Raw genomic sequence first — 16395 nt, forward strand, 5'->3', positions numbered from 1 at the left:
TCACTTCTTCAGATATGATCAAGGGAGAGCGCCCTTCCCGAAGGAAAGTCCAGGAAGGGAAAATGCATTCTCCCTGATCGAACCACAACTCGCTCAAGCGGGTTGTTTTGACATCTCCAGGAATGCCGACATGTCTATGTCATACGACGCGTCCTGTGTCGTACCGTCGATCATCTCTATCTTTGCCCTGATCTTGTTCCTTTCGAACACGATCTGAGCGTTCCTTACGTTCGACTTGTACATGCTAATCCTCTTACCAGCCTGGGTAAGCCTTCTCTCAGCGCAGAACATCAGACCGGAATCTTCGAGCAGCTTGATCTTACGGTAACAAGCAGCGATTGGAATTCCTAACTTGTCGCTTAGTTCGAACGCGCTTTTTGGCTTTCCCATAGTGGCAAGGAGTATCTTTGCCGAATACTCCTCCGTCAATAACCTCGATGTTTCGAGAGCGTGCATTTCCGACACCTAGGTCAAGGACGCGTTTTTAGGGTATATAATGCAAATTGGGCGGCTATCACTATTGATATCAGTATTTTTCATATAGCCAGATAGTGGAATTTCAGGTAAAAACAACCGTTCTTGGATGTGATACCAAGACCTTGGTTTTGCGAAAATAGCGCTTTTTCGGCAATAATTCCGCTCCTATTTCGTGATAAATGTTAACCCTTATCATGAAGGAACATGCAGGGAATTCGAGTGGTAGGGATCCGATCTCACCATGTCGGAATACTGATCGACAGAGATGAGGATCATATGACGGGCTTCATCCATAGTAAGCATCGATGGATGTGGGCGGCCTCATGAGACCTTGGTCCATCGATTTTGCCTCGTCCACCATGTGATATCCGAATCATAACATATCTATAACCGTCGTTCCAATCGATTTGACAGCGGACGAAATAAGGAAGGGTCCATCATAAGGAACAATGTCATAAACGGAGTTACTGTTCCCCTTGCCCGTCAATATGGCGATTCAAGCCACCGCGGCATGAATATGATGATTTGGAAAATGAATTCAAACGGAATCGGCATCTGGTTCGATCATAAACCAAAGGTATCAGACTTCCAGAAAACCACAAAGATCTATCTGATCAATGAATATATTAGAAGGCTGCCTTTATGGCAGTAGCCGGCATCCGGTCAATAGCCATGATCGGGAACGTGGGAATGTGGCGATGGGTCCCGTCCACGTCCAATTCAGAGATCCATCATGATAGGGAGGTTCATTCATGTGCAGGGCCATCGATGTCTTGTTGATCGAGGATAACCCAGCCGATGCGTACCTGGCGTGTGAATATCTGCGTGATACTGGTTTCTCAATAAATGTCACAAAGTTGCAGGATGGAAGGGCAGCGATCGATTACGTTGAGCAGGTACGCAAAGGTTCCAAACGAATGCCTGACCTGGTTCTTCTCGACCTGAACCTCCCCAAACAGAACGGTCAGGAGGTGCTAGAGTTCATAAGGCGTCAGGACAGCGATGTGACGGTCGTCATCTACAGCGGATCGACCTCCCCCATGGACCGGCAGCGGGCCGAAGACAGTAATGTCAACGGTTACCTGGTCAAGCCAATGACCGGCGACGAAATGGACGAGGTCGTATTTCAACTCAAAAAGGTCCTCAAAAGCATCCAGGCTGGTTTTGGGCCATGTAATAGTACATGATCGGCCGAATATGTGTTCCGATCGGGGTCTTGGCCTGATATCTGAAATTCTTATAAATAGATTTAATTAATGGCGCTGTCGATTCTTCAATGCTGGGGAACGCCCCCTATGGAGGTGCATCGTATGGCATGTGGAAAATGCGCGCCGAAGGGCGGGGACAAGGATAAGAAGAAGGATGAGAAGAAAAAGAAGTAAGTTTCTTTCTCATCCACAAACCGTTTTTACTTTTCTCCTTCTAGTCCTGTTTTGCCACTAGAACGATGGCCAAGAACGTCAGCAATGCGCCGCATAACACGAACTGGTCTATCTGTTCCCCCAACACCAACCAGCTCAGGACGACAGCAAAGGTGGATTCCAGCATGAGAACGGTCGCGGAAGTGACCACGCTGATATGTTTCAAGGCCTTGACCCAAAGCATCGTGGGCACGGTTGAGCACATGATCCCGACATAGAGCGTCAGCGGTAAGGCATCCCCACTATAGTGATCGACATTTCCCACGGTCAATGCCATGATGAGCAAGGTCAATGGAAGGAACATGTGGAGGCTCAAGGACCATTGATCATATTCCATATGTCTCAGGGCGACCCTCGACATGATGACCACCAGAGCTATGAACACCGCTGACACGAGGATAAGCAGGTCTCCCAACAACTGGTCACCGTTCAGCGTCGTCAATTCCCATTTGGTGGTGAGCGTGACCAGCCCCAGGAACCCTATGATAAGTCCGATGGTGCGGTTCCTTCCCAGCCTTTCCCCGAAGGCGAGGCGGGAGAAGATCGCCACAAAAATCACATTGGAGCCTACGATGAGCCCGGCAACCGCTGCCGTGGTCATGGTGAGTCCTATGTATTGGCTGGCCACGACGACGGTGTTGAGGACTGGCGCGGTCCAGAACTCCCATCGTTTGAACATGGATAGCTTCAAGGAGCGCCTCCACGCCATGAACGCCAGTATGACCAGGGTGCCCACCCCCATGGCGATGGCTCCGAAAAGGAATGGATCCACGCTACTGACCCCCATCTTGGCGGCCACATAAGAGGAGCCGAGCATGGCGCTCGATATTATGGTGATCAACAGCGCCGCGGATTCGTCAGAGGTTACGATCCTTTTTCTCATCAAGTTCTCAAGCCCACCCAAGCTAGGGACGGTCCGGAATCAATGGTTCCCTATTTTATCTTGGCTATTGGGCCGACCTCCGCTAATCCGGCTTGCGTGCGATCCCGATCTTCCGCCTGACGTAACTGAACCGAACCTCAATCCAGTGGATGATCCTGGAAAGATCGAGGCTGTTCACAAAAAGGCCGATCATTATACCGATGAGCGCTCCGCTGGCCACATCATAGGGGTAATGCACTCCAATATACACTCGACTATATCCTACGGCCGCGGCCAAGACCAGTAACGGGATCAATGCCTTTCGCCATTTCAGCCCTATTGCCAGTGCGCAGGCGAAGACGGTCATGGCGTGACCCGAAGGGAACGACGGATCTGTCGGTCTATAGACCGGGTCGACTGCCTGGATCACTTCGAACGGCCTTGGCCGGTCGATCCCGTATTTCATCCCCCACGCGATCAGTATGACCATCAACAGGGCGATGAACACCGCCCCGGCCTCTTTCTTCCTGCGGATGGCCCAGAGCAAAGGCACGGCAAGGAACCATACGTTAAGGGCTCCCAGATCGGTGAAGACCCTGAAGAAGGATTTCAAGGCCGTCTCATATTGCTCTCTGACCTCGGTGAAAAGCCACACGTCAATATTTGTGATCTCCTTTAGCTGTAGGATCAGCGTTAGGACAACGCAGGCTGCCAAGATCCCTCCAAGCCATATCCAGGACCTACGTGAAAAGATCTTGTTCTTCTCCGGTGCCGCCTCGTCGTTCATCCCCATCCTATTGTCCTCCTTTGGATATCTGGTGGTGAGTATCGGATCAGCGATATCAATGCTATTGGCCTACTAGTTGAGGATATCATAGGACATAGTATACAATATACACAATCTCCCCGGATAGGAATGCCAGGAACCATAGCACGATCATAGGGATCGTAAGGGAGCGATGCAAACCTGACGGCTTCTTGGTCTTCCACATCAGATAACCGGTGATCAGCATCATGATTTCCAGAACCATGACGATAACGGATATGACCCCATGCACGGCGAAGTACGAGGTCATCGATGGGGTGATCGTCAGGATGCTGCCGTCCGTCTGCCCACCGAATGTACGGTATAGCATGTAGAATATGGACAGGCTCAGGTCCCATGCCACCGCCACCGTGCCTGAGATCGTATGATATCTCCAACCTCGACGTCCTGAGAGGAAGGCGTGGGTGAAGAAGAAGGCCACCGGGATAAGGGCGAGGGCCACAAAAGTACTGGCCAAGGGTGCTGAGACCATGGTGATGGACTAATGCCCAATGTATTTACTCATTTCCCCGATCTGGAGGCACACGTCCCGGTTGAGCACAGACGGTACCCAGCAATCATGTCCCAAATGCTTACGTAACTGTCGCAGATATTGATGAACATAGATATTAATTTCCTACCAGGATTTTAATAATGCGATTTCAAGGCATGATTTATTGGTCACCATCATATTTCATTCGAACTACTGGGTAGAAGGGTTTCATACAATCGAACCAATTTTGCATGATAGGTAGAAAAATCAAGATCAAACGATTATTTAGATCCCGTTCATTTGTTCCCATATCATTATATGAATATAATTATTTAATATTTACGTGCATTCTATTTACATATGAATAACTGATTAATATGGTAATACAGACTGGCCTAAATTTTTATATTTTACATTCGTTTAATTCGTACCCTAAAACAAAACGTTTATTAATGATTAAGAAAACACCGTTATCAGGTATTTCATTGAAAAGGAACCTGATCGCCATAGTCCTGGTCGGGGCGGTGATCTTGGCAGCAGCCATGATCGCCCCTGTCCTTGGTTCGCCCGGAGGTGTTGGAAACAAGAACCTCCAAGCCAATAGCTGCTCTGCTCATAATATCGTGAGCACATCGAACACCGTAACGGTGACCGCTTCTAAGCTTAACCCTGCTCCAAGCGAGCAGATCACCGTTACGGCGTCGTTATCCGGTTCGGGTGGGAGTGGTAGTAAAGCGGGCATAGCCCTGTTCACTGCCCTCAGCGGATCGTCCGGAACTGCACCGGCCGACAAAGGCTGGACCATCGTCACGGACCCATCCGGCACGACGTACAACTACAACGAGAAATCATACAGCGGAAGCGCCAGCTTCGCATGGACGATGAAGGCACCGGCCGCCGCTGGGACCTACAGCATCTATGCCAGGGCCTACATGGGCCCGACCTTCAACTATAAGGACGCGGCCGCGCCCCTCACTTTCACTGTAGCCAGCGCCGCCGTGGTAAGTGCACCTACGGTGACTGTCACCGCACCAGCCAGCGGGGCTACCGTAAGTGGCACCTTCTCCGTGACAGCGACGGCGACCGCCGGAACTGGTGCTTCAATATCATCGGTCGACCTCAAGGTCGATTCGGTATCCGTCGGCGCTAAGACCGTATCTCCGTACACATGGAGCATCAATTCGGCAAGCTACACGAACGCAGCCCATACCCTGAACATAACTGCCACCGACAGTGCTGGCCGGAAGGGCTATGCCCAGATCAGCGTGACCGTCAGCAATGCCGCCCTATTGCCACCAACGGTATCGATCACGACGCCGGCGAGCGGCGCCACTCTGACCGGGACCGCCACGATCACCGCGACGGCAACACCATCAGGGACGGCCACAGTCAGCTCTGTGGCCCTTTCAATCGACGGGACGTCGGTAGGCACCAAGACATCCTCTCCCTACACGTGGAGCGTCAATACCGCCATCTATGCGAAGGGAGCGCACACGATCCTCGTGGCCGCCACCGATTCGAACGCCAAGCAAGGCACGGCGCAGATATCGGTGACCGTCAACAACGATCCAGCATCGGTGACAATCACCTCGCCGACCAACGGTGCCACCGTGAGCGGGACGGTCTCCGTCAGCGCTTCAGGCACGCCTCCGGCGGGACAGACATTGACCAACATGGAGCTGAAGGTGGATGGCGTTTCGAAGGGGGCGGTGACCGCCGCCCCTTACACCTGGAGCGTCAACACCAACGACCTGGCCAACGGTCAGCATATCTACAATGTCACCTCGACCAGTTCCCTCGGGAGCAAATCCTACAGGCAGATATCGGTGACCTACAACAACCAGCCGATCGCGGTCGTCATCAGTTCACCCGCTAACGGAGCGATAATGGCCGGAACGGCAAGCGTGGCCGCATCGATCTCCAGCGCACAGACGGTGACCTTCGGCTCACTGTACGTCGATGGTGCACTGTTCAACAACAAGACGGCGGCGCCATTCAGCTGGAGCGTTAGCACGCTCACCCTGGCCAACGGTCAGCATACTCTGTCGGTGGTCGGCGGCGACTCTGCCGGCAGGATCGCCAGGCAGCAGATCAGCGTGACGGTGAACAATGCTCCCGTTTCGGTGACCTTTACCGCGCCGGCGAACGGGGCGATCATCAAGGGCACCATGACGGTCTCAGCCAACGCACTGTCCAGCGCGACCGTGTCGTGGGTAAGGCTGACCATGGACGGGAAACTGATCGGCAACAAGACCGCCGCCCAGTATACCTGGTCGATCGCATCGACGGGCTATTCTGATGGCCAGCACACCCTGCTGGTCGAAATGATGGATTCCCTCGGCAGGAAAGCGTCCAGCCAGATCGTGGTAACGTTCAACAACTCGGGAACGGCGGTGCCGGTCCCGGTCGTTACTGTAACGAACCCGACGAATGGCGCCTCGATCTCGGGTGACGTCACCGTCACCGCCCAGGTCACCTCGGCGAAGGCCATCACCAACGTGGTGCTGACCATGGATGGGAAGGTGATCGGTCAAAAGACCGCATCTCCCTATACCTGGACGCTCAGCACCGCCACCCTGGTCGATGGTCAGCACGCGTTGAACGTTTCTGCCACCGATTCGGGCGGTAAGATCGGGTACAACCTCATCACCGTGCAGACGGGCAACCCGCCGCCATCGGTGCAGATCACCTCGCCTACGAGCGGTCAGGACCTGGTCAGGACGTTCTTCGTGAACGCGACCGTGACCGGTCAATCGATACGCTATGCGTCCCTGAACATCGACGGAGCACAGGTCGGCAACAAGACCGCTGCCCCGTTCACCTGGACCTGGGACAGTTCCAAATTGGCCAACGGGGTCCATAACATCACCATAGTGGCGATGGACGGTAACGGAAAGCGCGGATCGCAGAGCATCGCCGTGACGGTGGGCAACATGGCCCCGTCGGTGACCTTTGCCTCTCCCACCGATACCAGCGTCGGTGGGAAGATCAGTGTCACGGCCAATGTCACGTCGGTCGATCCGGTCAAGGAAGTGGTGTTGAGAATCGACGGGAACATCATCTCCAGCTTGACCGTGTCCCCGTACACTTGGAGCATCGATACGAACACGTATGCCGCCGGAGGGCACAATCTTAACCTGACGGCGACGAACGTCTACGGTCTGACCTCCTATGTGGAGATGACGGTCAACATGGACAACTCTCCCCCAATCGTGGTGATAACCAGTCCGTCAGAGAACTCCACCGTGTTCGGGAATGCGAGCGTGGCGGTGTCGGTCCTCGGGTCGACCCCGGTCACATCCGTCGCGTTCTCTCTGGACGGAGCCTCGTCCGGTAACATGACCGCGTCGCCGTATGTCTGGAGCTTCGACTCCAGAACGCTCTCCAACGGGGTCCATAATATGACCGCAAAGGCGACCGATGCCAACGGCAAGGTGAATGCCAGCACCGTTCTCTTTACGGTGAACAACAGTGGACCGGTCGTTACGATCGACTCACCTGCCGACGGGACCAACGTCAGCGGGCCGACGTCGGTCTCGGTCGGGGTCTCTTCGCTCCAGCCGGTCAGCAATGTCACGCTGAAGGTGGATGGACAGATGATCTCCAGCCTTAACGCCACACCCTACCTGTGGCTGTGGGACACCTCCAACTATACCGTCGGGACCCATGAGCTGCAGGCATCGGCCATTGACGCCAATGGCAACATGGGCTACCGGAACATGACCGTGAACGTTCAACCGGGCACCGTCAGCATCGACCTTACACTGCCGGAGATCGGAACGGGCATCATCGATCTGGCCCCGACGATAACGTCCGGGGAAGCGATCAGGAACGTGCTGTTCATCCTGGATGGCAACGTCACCGGGAACGTGACCGGGGTTCCATACGAATATTCGATGGACTCGACACTGGTCCCGGACGGTCCCCATAGGCTGAACGTGACCGCGGTCACCACCTCAGGCCTCCGATGGTTCAAGGTGTTCGACCTGAACATAGCCAACGGCATGAGCGGCTCCGGCGGGGAATCGAGCGGGCCTGACCTGCACCTAAGCGCCGTGGACCTGTTGATCATGCAGGCGTTGATAATAATCACCGTCCTGGCCCTGGTGCTGAAGCTGAGCCACAAGGACAAGGGCCTCAGAAAGGGGCTTTGGATCAGGAAGGGAAAGGAACCGGCGACACTGGAGAACGAAACCGAGGCCAGCGAGGAAGTGAAGTAGGGAGCCGCCTCGTCCCAGTGAAATGACCTGATTTGAACGCAATAGATTCGAAAATGATCTAGACCAGAGGATGTTGTCAATATGAAATTGAATAAAGGACTGAAGGTGCTGAAACGGCACAAGTGGAGGTACCTCTCCATCCTGGCCGGTTTCTTCCTCTTCGTAGCCCCGTTCGCGTTCGTAAGCCGCGCAGTATACTGGCTGATGGGAAGCGATCTGGTCGCCAGCGTGCACACCGTCTGCTTCCGCATGCCATTGATCTGGCTCAGCAAGAGCTGTCCCTTCCTGATCGATTACTGGACGGCCACGTTCTTCTTCATCATCGTCGTGGTGGTGGCGTTCTTCGCCAGCCCGATCTGGTGTGGATGGCTCTGCCCCATTGGAGGCATCTCCGAAGGGCTGAGCAGGCTGATCCCGATACCGGACCGATATAAGCTGTTCGTGAAGAACACCCGGGTGACGGTCGGTCTGCGGTATGGGTTCCTGGCCGGTTTCCTGCTGGTGGCGTTCTTCATCGGCCTACGCTCGGTGGAGTACCAGTTCGGCGGGGTCACCGCCCGGTATTGCCCCGAGTACATCACCCAGAGCGTCTCGTACCTGCTGTTCGGCGGAGGGCCGTTCATCGACCCATGGAACAGCGGGATAATATTGACCCTGATCGCATGGATCGTGATCGGAGGGCTGTTCTTCGTCGGCGGTAGGGGCTGGTGCCTCTTCTTCTGCCCGCTGGGCGCGGCCTCCGGCCTGGCCTGCAAGGTCGGCAACGCCGTCGGCACGCTAGGGATCGCGTTCGACCCGCACCAGTGCCGGGGCTGCAAGCGGTGCCAAACGAAATGCCCGATGTGGGCCATCCGGGAGGATGGCACGATCGAGAAATCGCTCTGCATAGGCTGCAAGGAATGCGTCAAGTCATGCACGTTCAAGGCCTACAAGTATACCCGGATGAGGAGGAAGCATGACCGGACTGAGTGAGCGGCTCAGCGGCTATTGGTCCTTCGCGCTGGCGGCGTCGGCGGCACCCCTGTCCTATCTGGCTGCGGCCCCGTGCGGCATCATCTGCGGCTCGTGCCCTCTGGGAGGGGCCTGCTTCGTCGCTTCGCCGCTGATGTTCGGGACAGTGATAGCCCTCAAGTTCGGGACGTCGGTGAGATGGAAGCTTCAATGCGCCATCGCGAAGCTTACCGGAAATGACCCGCCCCAACCCCCGGCCTTCATTCGATCCCAGATGATCGAGGTCGAGGATCCGGACGATGAAGGGGAACCTTCTCCGGAAAACCAGGATCCAGCATGAGGACCATCGGACGATATGAAGGATCAGCTCTTCGCTACAAGGTGATCAAATGGCAAATGAACAGCGTTCATCGACGAAAATGAAAACGTCTGAGGAAGCGATCGAGGAAGGCCCCGAACAATGCCCCCATTGCGGAAAGGAAGTGGCGGGCGAGTTCGACTTCTGCCCCTACTGCGGTCGGGGATTGAGGGTCATGAAGATCCCCCAGATCGAGTATCATCCCAACACTGAGAAGAGATGCGCAAGGTGTTCTGCCGATATCGATGCCTCCTTCGCCTATTGCCCATACTGCGGCCATCATCAAGGAGAAGGGCTGAAAAAGGAAGAGCCGTCCGGAAGCTGGAGGATGCTGGTCCTGTATGCGCTGACGTTCCTGGTCCCGCCCGCCGGCGTCCTCATCTGGCTGATGTGGAAGAAGGATCCAGAGGGTGAGACCAGGAATGAGGCCGAGTATTGTCTCGGGTCCGCTTTCCTCGGACTCGTGGTCTACGTCCTGATCGTCAGCATTTACTTCTAGGAGGTTTGATCTTCAGAACCTTTCATGCTCGGACCGGACTTGGATGGACGGCATACTCCTCCGAGCGCTCATAATCTACGTCCTCCGGAGAAAGGATTATGCATACCAGCATGTATTGTGCGTTCTGATGTTGTTTGAGAGAGTGTTCCTCCCCCTGGATTTCTCCGATCAGTCCGACCTGATGGTGGACTGCATCGCCCAATTGAAGAAGTATGGGGCCAAGGAGGTCATTCTGTTCTACGCCGTTCCCAAGGGAAGGGCGGCGGACGCCTACGATGAGCGCCGTATGAACGAGTTCGCGAGGACGATCACGGCGGACGGCATCCCGACGCGGACGATCAAGGAGAACGGCGATCCAGCCACCATGATAATCAAGGTCTCGAAAAGGGAGAAGGCCACCATGATCGCCATGGCCTCAACCGGAAAGGGAAGGGCCAAGGAACTGTTGATCGGCTCGGTGTCCATGGCGGTCATACGCAAATCGAAGATCCCCGTCCTATTGGGAAAGTTCCCCCTGCTGAAGAAGGAAGGCCTGAGGGAATGCGGGATGCTCGATTCCGCCCTGATCGCGTTCGAGCTAACCCACGGCACCAAAGAGATATCCGGTATTGCCCAGCAGATGGGCGAGGCCGGCATGAGAAAGGCAACTATCTTCCATGTGATACATTCATCGAAGCACGATGTCGGCGACGACCTGAAGTTCCGCGAGGTCAAGGAGGAGCTCGACCGTATCATGAACGGGCTGAAGACACCGAATTGCATACTGGACACCCATATCCATTTCGGTACGCCGTCATACAACATCATGGAGGCTGCCCGCGAGGTAAGCGCCGGGGTCATATTGATGGGGGTCAGGAACAAGTCGGTGTGGCGCAAGATCGCTTTGGGGACCACGACCGAGGACCTCATCCGGCAATCACCGACGAACCTATTGCTGGTCCCTTGCTGAGATCCCGCCCATTCGCTTTTGCAGGTGATTGCCTGCATCACGCAATGGGTCATTGCCAGACATCGCGATATCGCATGGATATTCTTCATGAGATCCCGCGATCCATTCAATGATCATCTGAGGATCATATCGATACCGCCTCATGTTGAAGCACGGGTCAAAAGTGGAGGCAGGACCAACTCTCCGGTGTCGGCTGGAGTTCATCGATCCTAGCCTCTAACGAAATCAAAGAAATCTTATCTATTAATATATTGCCATTATTGGATGATTCAAAATAATGCTAAGGGCCATCGTTTCGTTTTATTATCATCCGGCGAGAGAGATCGGTCGTTACCTGATCCGTCCCCGGCCGTTGCATCGAGTCCTAAGATATTTGGATCCGGCCTGGCGGAATTTCATCCTGTCTATCATTATTCCATCATTGAGGATCGTTGAAAGGGCAATATCATCCGTCAGCGAGAACCGAACATCCTGACGTCCATTGCTTTTTGCCCTGCTCTATCGCTGATGTTTACATCGAGGCGATGGTCTTCTCGACCCCTTGCTCGATGGTGAATTCAGGTTTGTATCTCAGCAGCGTCTTGGCCTTGGTGATCTCAGCGAGCGAGTGCTTGATGTCCCCGGCCCTTTCCGGCTGGTAGTCGATCTGGCATTTCTTGCCCAATTGACCGAATACCATCTTCGCCAGTTCGTTGAGCGAGATGCGCTCCTGCCTGGCAATGTTGAAGACCTCGCCGTTCGATTCCGTGTCCACGGCCGCCCTGAGGTTGGCCTGTACGACATCCAGGACATAGGTGAAATCCCTGGTCTGTTCTCCATCGCCATAGACGATGACCTTTTTCCCCGCCTTCGCCAGCTGGATGAACTTCGGGATGACTGCGGCATATTGCGAGTTGGGATCCTGCCGGGGTCCGAATACGTTGAAGTAACGGAGCGCCGCCGTGGGCATCCGGTAGTTCTTCCAGAAGACCCGGCAATACTGCTCCGCCGCCATCTTGGTCACGGCGTAAGGGGATTGGGGGGTCAGCATCATGGTCTCGACCTTCGGCAGCACGGGGGTGTCCCCGTATACCGAAGAGGACGATGCGGCCACCACCTTCTTCACGTTGCACTTGCGGGCCATCATGAGCACGTTCAAGGTGCCTTCGACGTTGTTCAGGTTGGACGGCATAGGGTCCTCGACGCTGCGCGGAACCGACGGAAGGGCGGCTTGATGGAGAACATAGTCGACCCCGGTGAAGGCCTCCCTGAGCTTGTCCAGGTCATTGATGCTTCCCTCTATGAACTTACACTCGATGTGGTCCAGGTTCGAGCGGTGGCCGGTCAGCAGATTGTCGATGACGGTCACATCGTTCTTCTTCGCCAGGACCTGGGCGATGTTCGAGCCTATGAAGCCCGCACCGCCGGTGACGCAGACCCGCTTGCCTTCGATTATGCTCTCCAGCTGCATCAGTTGTCCCTTCCTGCCCCTACGCCCTTATAGATGAACCCGAGGCTCTTCAGCTCTTCCGCGTCGAAGACCCTACGGCCATCGACGAACACCGGGTTCGGCTTCATGAGCTTCTTTACCTTCTTGAGGTCCAGTTCCTTGAAGCTCTGGTGCGGCACCATGAACACCACCGCCTGCGCTCCCTTGAGCGCCTTGTACGGATCATCCATATGGTTCTCCTCCGGTATCCCGAACTCGTGGTTGACCACCTTGGCGGTGACGAATGGATCGACGGTCACTATTTCCGCCTCCATCGACTTCAACTCTTCCACGAGCTTCAGCGAGGGGGTCTTCCTGGTGTCGCCCACGTTCTCCTTGTAACTGACGCCCAGGACCACGATCTTGGACCCCTTGATCGGCTTCTCGATGGAGTTCAGGCCCTTGTTCAGCAGCAGGAACACATGATGCGGCATCATGTCGTTGATCTTCCTCCCGGCAGTGATGATCTGGGCATGGTATCCCAGCTTCTCCGCGGTCTTGACCAGGTAGTACGGGTCCTTGGGCAGGCAATGGCCTCCGACACCTGCTCCCGGATAGTACCGGTTGAAGTTCCACTTGGTGGCCGCGGCATTGATGACCTCCATGACGTCCAGTCCCATCTTCTCCATGATCATCGCGACCTCGTTCATAAGAGCGATGTTCAGGTCACGCTGGGTGTTCTCGATGATCTTGGCCGCCTCCGCGGTCTTGATGTTGCGTACCGGGACCACTCCTTCGCCGGTGATGTGATTGTAAAGGAACAAGGCCGTCTCGGTGGAGCGGGGGTTGATGCCAGCCACGATCCTCCGGGTCTTGTCGATGGTATGCAATGGGTCACCGGGGTTGTACCTCTCCGGGCAATAGGCCAGATCGAAGTCCACACCGGCCTTCAGTCCAGACTCCTCCAGGATAGGCTTCAGCGTTCCTTCGGTGACGCCCGGGTACACGGTCGATTCGAGGATCACCAGTTTGCCTTTCTGCAATCCCTTGGCGATGTCCCTTCCGGCTCCCTCGATATAGCTGAGGTCCGGTTCCTCCCCTTCCTTGGTGGGGGTCGGGACGATGATGATCACGACATCGTTCTCCTTGGTCGCCTTCACCGTATCGCTGGTGGCGACTAATTTCTTTCTGGACACGACATCCTTCACTCGTTCATCCAGATTCAGATCGGTGAGGGGGGATATGCCGTCGTTGATGAGGCTTACGGATTCCTTCTTCATCTCGCATCCAGTGACATTGAATCCCGCCTCTGCGAACAGCACGGCCGTGGGTAGGCCCACATAGCCCAAACCGACTATTGCGATCTTCAGATCCTTGCCCTTGCGTGTTGAATCCTTTTTGCTGCTCGGCATCATTTAGTGAATAAAAGGAGACATGGATATACATTTGCCCGCTAACATGAAACAGCGTTATTGTCTGGCTATCATTTTAGCGCTCAGCGTATCGATGTCGTCGTCGATGTGGCTGGTAGAAAGCGAGTTGCCGAATCCTTCGAACAGATTACGGGCCTTTCGGAACTCGTCGACGGCCTGTTCCATCTTACCCTGTTCGGAGAGCGATTCCGCATACCAGGCATGGACGGTGGCCTCGTAAAGCGGCCCGAACCTCGTCCCCCGGAACTTCGGGATCGCACTCTGGAATAACTGATTGGCGTTGCCGTATTCCTTCTTGCGGCTCAGTACCGAAGCCTTCACCGCCACTGCCAACGTCCCGATAGCCGGCTGTCCGAAGGCTATCTCCTCAATGCCCTTGAGCGATGCATCGGCCAATACTTCCGCCTTGGCCAGATCTCCTTCGCGCTGCTCGATGTGGGCCATGACCACGTTCTGCCACGGCGTGCCCGCACCCCGCTTCAGGGATTCGTTGCTGGCCTCCGCCACGATCTCCCTGGCCTTGGCGATGTCACCGGCCAGGTCGAACGCGAAGGTCTTGTCGAACTGGATCATCTCGGTGCGCATGCGGTCCCCGGACCGCCTGGAGATGTCCATGCAATGGTCGAACACCGGGATGGCCTTCTCCACCTGGCCCTTGCACAGGTAGGCGATGCCCAGCGCCTCATTGGCGTCCACCTCGTTGGCGAAATTGGGATTCTCCTGGGCGATGCGGATAGCATGGGTGAGGGTCTTGATGGCCAGATCCGCCTTTCCCTGCCTCAGTTGCAGATCGCCGTACTGCATCATTTCCTTGGCCCACCGGTCCACCGCTCCGTGGTCCTTGAATGATTTCATCGCCGCCAGGCAAAGGTTCTCCGCGTCCTCCAGCTCACCCTTGGCCATGAGGGCCCCGGCAATGCTGCTCTTGCATTCGGCGGTCTCATAATCGTCACCGGACTCGATAAGCGCCTGGAGCACCAGGGAAAGAGAGATGTCGTTCCCCTTGTCAGATGTCCTGTTCTTGCTGCAGGTGGATTTCTTCCGCAGCAGACGTGCCCGGTCGGACGAGGCCGATCTCCTGATCGCCCTATCATAGCAGTCCAGGGCGCGGGCCTTTCGTCCCTGTCCGAAGTTGGCATCGCCTATCCCCTCATAGGCTTCGAGGAGAGCCTCTGCGCGGCCGGATTCGCCCACCAGGTCTAGGGCCCTTTGGAAATATATCTTGGATTCTGGATGGGCGCCCCAAACGGAACATATCCTGCCTGCAAGGAGGGAGAATCTGACACAGTGGTCCTTGTCTCCTGCCAACAGCAATTGCCTGGACATCTCACCCAAGCATTCCTCCCGGTAGCCTTCAGCCTCCATCGCCATGGCCACCGATCGGTGCACATCCTTCCTGTTAACTTCGGGGATCAGGTCTTGGACGGCTCTCCGGACACGTTCATGTGAGAATTTGAACTGGCTGCCGTGGCAGTCCATCAAGGAGCTCTTCTTGTTCACGTCCCTGATCATCCGGGTAACCTCGTCTGGCCTGATCCCCATGGATTTGGCCAAAGCGAAGACGTCCGTCCCCGGTTCGAACGACGAGGCTCGGTAGAGCATCTGCCTTTCCGGTTCCTTCAACATGTCCGTCCTTAGTCTGATCGCATCTCCCAAGGTCATCGGCACATTGGTGACCTCGCCGGAACGGAGCACGCCGTCTCGAAGTTCCATGACGGTGTTGACGGCCACCGTCTTCGTCGATTCGATGGCCACCAGAGGGTTTCCGCGAATTGACTTCGCCACCTTGTCGACCATGTTCTTGGGCAGATTGGGCTGGAATCTTCCGGAGATCGTCTGGGCTACCTCTTCCGAGGTGAGCTCGCCCAGCTCTATGGGGCGGCACAGTCCGTCCAGGGATGCGTTCGATAGGAAATCGCTGATGTGGGAGCGGCCTTCCTCGTCAACTTTCACCTCTTCCTGGCAGATCGTACAGATGAACCGCGGTCCATCCTTCTCCCCGGAGCGAAGAAGATAATCCAGAAGCCTCACCGAGGGGGAATCGGCTCTCTGCAGGTCGTCGAGCACCACGAGGACCGGTCTCTGATGGGAGATGCCGAGAAGAAATGATTCCCACGACAACAGGATCCCGTCCTTGGAGCTGATGGCCCTTTCATCCTGGAAGGGACTGGGCGGGGAGTCCGGTATCCTCTTCAACCTCTCTGCGAGTCCTCGGAAAGGAGCGTAAGGGAACGGAGAATCGCGACCGCAACTGATGGTGGCGACCGTGAAACCCTTGGACTCGGCGATCTTGGATGCCTCTCTTGCGAGGCGCGATTTGCCGATACCAGCCGGTCCTGATATGGCGATCATCTGGGGGCGGGCGGATACACGGTCAAATAGACCGCTGAGTATGCCGTCCAGCTCGCGTCGCCTTCCGACGAACGAGGTGTTCTCCCTCTCTTGAAGCGCCATAAAGATAGGGGTTATCTTATGAAGTATTTTATGGTTTCCCGAGCCCCCCGATTTTGATAAGGTGC

General features: G+C 55.5%; 14 protein-coding genes. 7 read left to right on the plus strand and 7 right to left on the minus strand.

Translation table 11 applies throughout. From position 1 onward, the window contains the following. Positions 1 to 93 precede the first annotated feature (93 nt). Positions 94 to 456, minus strand: coding sequence for a helix-turn-helix domain-containing protein (locus tag VGK23_09280; GenBank protein ID HEY3420731.1), 363 nt, complete (start codon positions 454 to 456; stop codon positions 94 to 96). Between the two features lie 773 nt (positions 457 to 1229). Between VGK23_09280 and VGK23_09285 the strand changes: the two genes are divergently transcribed. Together VGK23_09285 and VGK23_09290 are read left to right on the plus strand one after the other, a co-directional pair. Then, a complete protein-coding gene (locus tag VGK23_09285; protein ID HEY3420732.1) occupies positions 1230 to 1664 on the plus strand; it encodes a response regulator in 435 nt (144 codons plus the stop codon). A 69-nt stretch (positions 1665 to 1733) separates the two neighbouring features. Next, entirely contained in the window at positions 1734 to 1859 is a 126-nt protein-coding gene (locus VGK23_09290) for a hypothetical protein (protein HEY3420733.1), read from the plus strand. Between the two features lie 40 nt (positions 1860 to 1899). On the opposite strand, the gene VGK23_09295 is transcribed toward VGK23_09290, so the two are convergent. The 3 genes from VGK23_09295 to VGK23_09305 all read right to left on the minus strand — a co-directional run bounded on the left by VGK23_09295 (position 1900) and on the right by VGK23_09305 (position 4058). Next, entirely contained in the window at positions 1900 to 2781 is an 882-nt protein-coding gene (locus VGK23_09295; protein ID HEY3420734.1) for a DMT family transporter, read from the minus strand. Between the two features lie 82 nt (positions 2782 to 2863). Next, the gene (locus tag VGK23_09300) at positions 2864 to 3553 is read right to left on the minus strand and encodes a phosphatase PAP2 family protein (protein HEY3420735.1); all 690 of its coding nucleotides are present in this window, start codon (positions 3551 to 3553) and stop codon (positions 2864 to 2866) included. Positions 3554 to 3632: 79 nt separating this feature from the next. Next, a complete protein-coding gene (locus tag VGK23_09305; protein ID HEY3420736.1) occupies positions 3633 to 4058 on the minus strand; it encodes a hypothetical protein in 426 nt (141 codons plus the stop codon). Between the two features lie 485 nt (positions 4059 to 4543). On the opposite strand from VGK23_09305, the gene VGK23_09310 reads away from it, so the two are divergent. From VGK23_09310 to VGK23_09330, 5 genes are all read left to right on the plus strand, one after another. Further along, complete coding sequence (locus tag VGK23_09310; protein ID HEY3420737.1) at positions 4544 to 8278, plus strand: Ig-like domain-containing protein; 3735 nt, start codon at positions 4544 to 4546, stop codon at positions 8276 to 8278. Between the two features lie 81 nt (positions 8279 to 8359). Continuing rightward, positions 8360 to 9250, plus strand: coding sequence for a 4Fe-4S binding protein (locus VGK23_09315; protein HEY3420738.1), 891 nt, complete (start codon positions 8360 to 8362; stop codon positions 9248 to 9250). After that, positions 9234 to 9569, plus strand: coding sequence for a hypothetical protein (locus tag VGK23_09320; protein ID HEY3420739.1), 336 nt, complete (start codon positions 9234 to 9236; stop codon positions 9567 to 9569). The genes VGK23_09315 and VGK23_09320 overlap by 17 nt, the downstream gene beginning before the upstream one ends. 49 nt (positions 9570 to 9618) lie before the next feature. After that, entirely contained in the window at positions 9619 to 10086 is a 468-nt protein-coding gene (locus VGK23_09325; GenBank protein ID HEY3420740.1) for a zinc ribbon domain-containing protein, read from the plus strand. 127 nt (positions 10087 to 10213) lie between these two features. After that, positions 10214 to 11035, plus strand: a complete 822-nt coding sequence (locus tag VGK23_09330) for a universal stress protein (GenBank protein HEY3420741.1) — start codon at positions 10214 to 10216, stop codon at positions 11033 to 11035. Between the two features lie 511 nt (positions 11036 to 11546). On the opposite strand, the gene VGK23_09335 is transcribed toward VGK23_09330, so the two are convergent. The 3 genes from VGK23_09335 to VGK23_09345 are packed head-to-tail and all read right to left on the minus strand — an operon-like array spanning position 11547 to position 16330. Beyond that, complete coding sequence (locus VGK23_09335; GenBank protein HEY3420742.1) at positions 11547 to 12485, minus strand: SDR family oxidoreductase; 939 nt, start codon at positions 12483 to 12485, stop codon at positions 11547 to 11549. After that, the gene (locus tag VGK23_09340) at positions 12485 to 13855 is read right to left on the minus strand and encodes a nucleotide sugar dehydrogenase (protein HEY3420743.1); all 1371 of its coding nucleotides are present in this window, start codon (positions 13853 to 13855) and stop codon (positions 12485 to 12487) included. The genes VGK23_09335 and VGK23_09340 overlap by 1 nt, the downstream gene beginning before the upstream one ends. A gap of 57 nt (positions 13856 to 13912) precedes the next feature. Beyond that, positions 13913 to 16330 (minus strand): AAA family ATPase, encoded by a 2418-nt coding sequence (locus VGK23_09345; GenBank protein ID HEY3420744.1) that lies wholly within the window; start codon positions 16328 to 16330, stop codon positions 13913 to 13915. Positions 16331 to 16395 lie beyond the last annotated feature (65 nt).

The organism is Methanomassiliicoccales archaeon (assembly GCA_036504055.1).
Taxonomy (GTDB): domain Archaea; phylum Thermoplasmatota; class Thermoplasmata; order Methanomassiliicoccales; family UBA472; genus DASXVU01.